General features: G+C 61.5%; 1 protein-coding gene. It reads right to left on the reverse strand.

Annotation, left to right across the window (positions count from 1 at the left end):
* A partial coding sequence (locus tag AC4HNJ_RS21440; RefSeq protein WP_490481651.1) for a hypothetical protein occupies positions 1 to 3,585 on the reverse strand: 3,585 nt, incomplete at both ends.

Genomic DNA, 3,585 nt, shown 5'->3' on the forward strand with positions numbered 1-3,585 from the left:
CTCGGTCACGACATTACTCCACGGTCCGCATCCTGCCGCATTACACGCTTGCACCTGATATTGATAGGTCCCATTGCCACGGCCGCTCTCGCTCCAGCTGGTCGCACCGGTACCTTGCAGTACATTGCTCCAGCCCGCACCGTTGACATCTTCCTGCAAGTTGTAATTGGTTGCCGTGGCCACCGCATTCCAGCTCATGCTGTAGCTACCACTGTTGCTGGTGCCACCGCCGCTTAGGGATGGTGCCGATGGAGCCAACAGGACCGTTTGAGTAACCGTGTTACTCCAGCCGCTGCATCCGCCCGCATTGCACGCCTCCACACGGTAACTGTAGGTCGCATCGGTTTGCCCAGTCGCGTCATACGCGGTCCCCGTTCCCGTCTGCACGCTCGTCCAACCACCACCGTTAATCTGCATCTGCACGACGTAATACGTGGCTTCGTTGTTGCCCTGCCAGTCAACGATATATGTACCGGTATAGATGGTGCTGGCTTGCAGTTTCATCACAGGCGCCGGCGACGGCGGCAACGTGACCACCAGCGGACCGCCCGTCACGACCGGTGTGCACACCTGCGCGGTACTGGTGTTGTTGCACGCTTGCAGCTCGAAGTTGTAGGTGCCATCACCCAATGTCAGGGGCGTATAGCTGGTCGCCGTACCGCTGTAGACCTGCGCCCAACTCCCCGTGCCCACCTGCTCGTTCACGACGTAATTGGTGACTTCCGGCGTGGCGGCATTCCAGCTCAACGTCACATTGCCCGTATTGCTGGTCGATGGCACCGTGAAGCCGGTGGGCGTACTGGGCATCACGCCATAGTTGATATCCACCGTGACCGCGGCCGACGTCCCCCAACCGGCCGTACCGGACACCATCCGGTTATGCGCCTGCACCCGATAGAGGTAACTCCCTGACACGTTCCCCGGCTGCAAGAACGACGTGCCGGTGGTCCCGGTGGCGAGCGCCGTCCACGTGGTGCCGCCATCCGTAGAAACCTGCACGTCATAAGTGTTGGCACCCGCCGGGGCTGTCCACGTGACCTGGTAGGCGCCGTTGTCCGTACCGCTGGGTACCGTCACGGTCGGGATTGCCGGCCACACACCCACCACGAAGTCTGCCCAACCGCTGCACCCGCTGCTGTTGCACGCTTGCAGTTGATAGCCATGCGTACCTCCGGTGGTAGCGGTCACTGCCACCGATGGGTTGCTCCCGCTGTACACCACGTCCGTACCGCCATTGCCGTCGGTCGTTTGCAATGTGTAGCTGGTCGCATCGGCCACCGCATTCCAGCTCACCGTGAACTGGCCATCGTTCGGATTGCTGCTGACCGTGATGCCGGTCGGCACCGCCAGCTGCTGCATCGCATGTTTGGCGATCAGCTTGCTGCCCAGGTAGATGTAGTTCGTTCCTGTCGCACTGGCCGGGTCGAACGCGTACATCAACTGACCGGCCTGATCGTAAAAATAGTAGGCCGACACCGCGCCGTTCGTGCCCGTCTTGGTGACACGCCGACCGGCGGCGTCGTAGGCGTAGCTTTCCACGCCCGAGACCTGCAGCAGCTGGTTCTCGGCATCAAAGCCGTAGGTGGTGGTCGTACCACCACTGCTCAGGCTGTCGCGGTTGCCTTGGTTGTCATACCCATAGCTGGTGAGAGTGCTGGCCCCTTCCGACACACTCGCCAGTTGATTGCTGGTGTTGTAGTTGAGGGTGAGCGTGTTGCCACCGGTGACGCGACTGCGCAGGTTGTTGAGCGCGTCGTAGGTGTAGCTCTCGGTGCCGTACAGCTGGGTTGCCGTGGCGCTGCTCAGGCGGTTCAGCGCGTCGTAGCTAAAGGCCTTGGTGCGCTGGCCGTTGACCAGGTCGTTGACCTGGGTGATGTTGCCGTTGGCGTCGTAGGTGAAGTCTTCGCTGAGGTTCAAGGTGCCACCGAGGCCATCGCTGAAGTTGCTCAGCAGCTGACGTGCGTTTTGCTGGGCGAGGTAGCTGGCACCGTTGCCGTAGGTGAAGCTGGCCACCTGGCTATTGGGGAAGTAGGTAATACCGCTGGCATAGCTGCCCACTTGCGTGACGCGGCCCAGCGCATCCGGGTTATACGCCACGCCTTCGCTGGAGCCGTTGTAGGACGGATAGCCGATGGCGCTGAGGTGGCCGTAGCTGTCGTAGGCGTAGGCCAGTGCCCAGGCATAACCGGGCACGGACATCGCTTCGGACGTCAGCATGTTGCGTGTGTTGTAGGCGAACTGTTGCTGGGTGAGGCCGGAGCTGACGGTCAGGATGTTGCCCGCCGTGTCATAGGTGTAGTGGGTGTCTTGCGTGCCGGCCGGCGGGGTGATCGACAGTACGCGGTTCATCAGGTCGTAGGTGCGTACTGTCTGCGCGGCGGCAGGCACATCGCCCTGACCGCAGGTGCCATCGGTGATGGTTTGACCTTGCGCGCTCCAGGCCAGGTTGTTGGCACCGTCGTAGGCCATCACGGTGCTGCCGCTTTCCGGTTCCGTCGTACGGCATAGTCGATGGTAGCTGTCGTACAGCAGGGTCTTGGTGACGCTGTCGTTTTCGCTGCCGTAGGCACCCGATTGGGTGATCGAGGTCGGGTTGCCGTAGATGTCGCGCGTGATCGTTTGGGTGATGCCGGTCGGTGCAACCACCGAGATCGGGTCCTTGTAGTCGGGCTCGTCGAACACCTGGTAATGCGTGGTGGTGACGTTGCCCTTCGGATCGGTCACCTGTTCACCGGCCCCGCTGAGATAGGCCGTGGACGTGGTCAAGGGTCCCAGTTCGCTGTCGTCCTGTGTCTGGGTCAGGCGTTCCAACGCGTCGTAGCTGTGGTGCGTGCCAGTGGTGAGCGCGGTAATCGCCGGCTGGCCATACACCGGGTAGGACGCGAAGGTGGTCGCACCGGTGTAGTCGTAGCTTGTCGCGGTGGTGATGTCCTGGCTGCCGTTGGACGTGTCGCTGAGCACCGGACGCAAATCGGCATCGAAATAGGTGGTGGTGACCGCGTTACCGACGGTCGTGGTGCGATCCCAATGGCCGGCGGCGATGCCGCGCTCGGCGCTGTTCACGAAGGCATACGTGAACGTCTTCGGATACCACGACACGCTGTCGTTGGTCGGATAGGTGATCTGGCTGATCCGGCCGATCGGGTCGTAGCTGTAGTGCGTGGTGTTGCCGTTCTGGTCGGTGATCGAGGTGATCTGGCTCAGATCATCCACCGTCAGGAATTGTTGGCCACCATCGGGATAATCGATCTCCTGCGGAATGCCGCGATAGTAATTACTGATGTTGGTGGTATCGCCATCGCCGTCGGTGAAGCTCGCCAGCTGCCCGGTGCCGTTGTAGGTGTAGCTCATCATGAACTCGCCAAAACGCGAGCGCGATTGCAGCAGGTCCTGACTGTTGTAGGTGTTGCTCAGCTCCGTCTCGCCGGTCGTGTCGTTGACGACGGTTTGCGGCAGGCCCAGCACCCACAGGTTCGGGTCGTTGAGGTAGGTGCTGGTTTCTTCGATTGGGGACTGCCCGGCGATGTCGTTGTAACGCTTCACATCTGTTGGGTTGGCGTAGCTGTCGTAGGCCAGCGCTTGCCA

It is taken from the genome of Dyella sp. SYSU CM1112 (genome assembly GCF_058216415.1).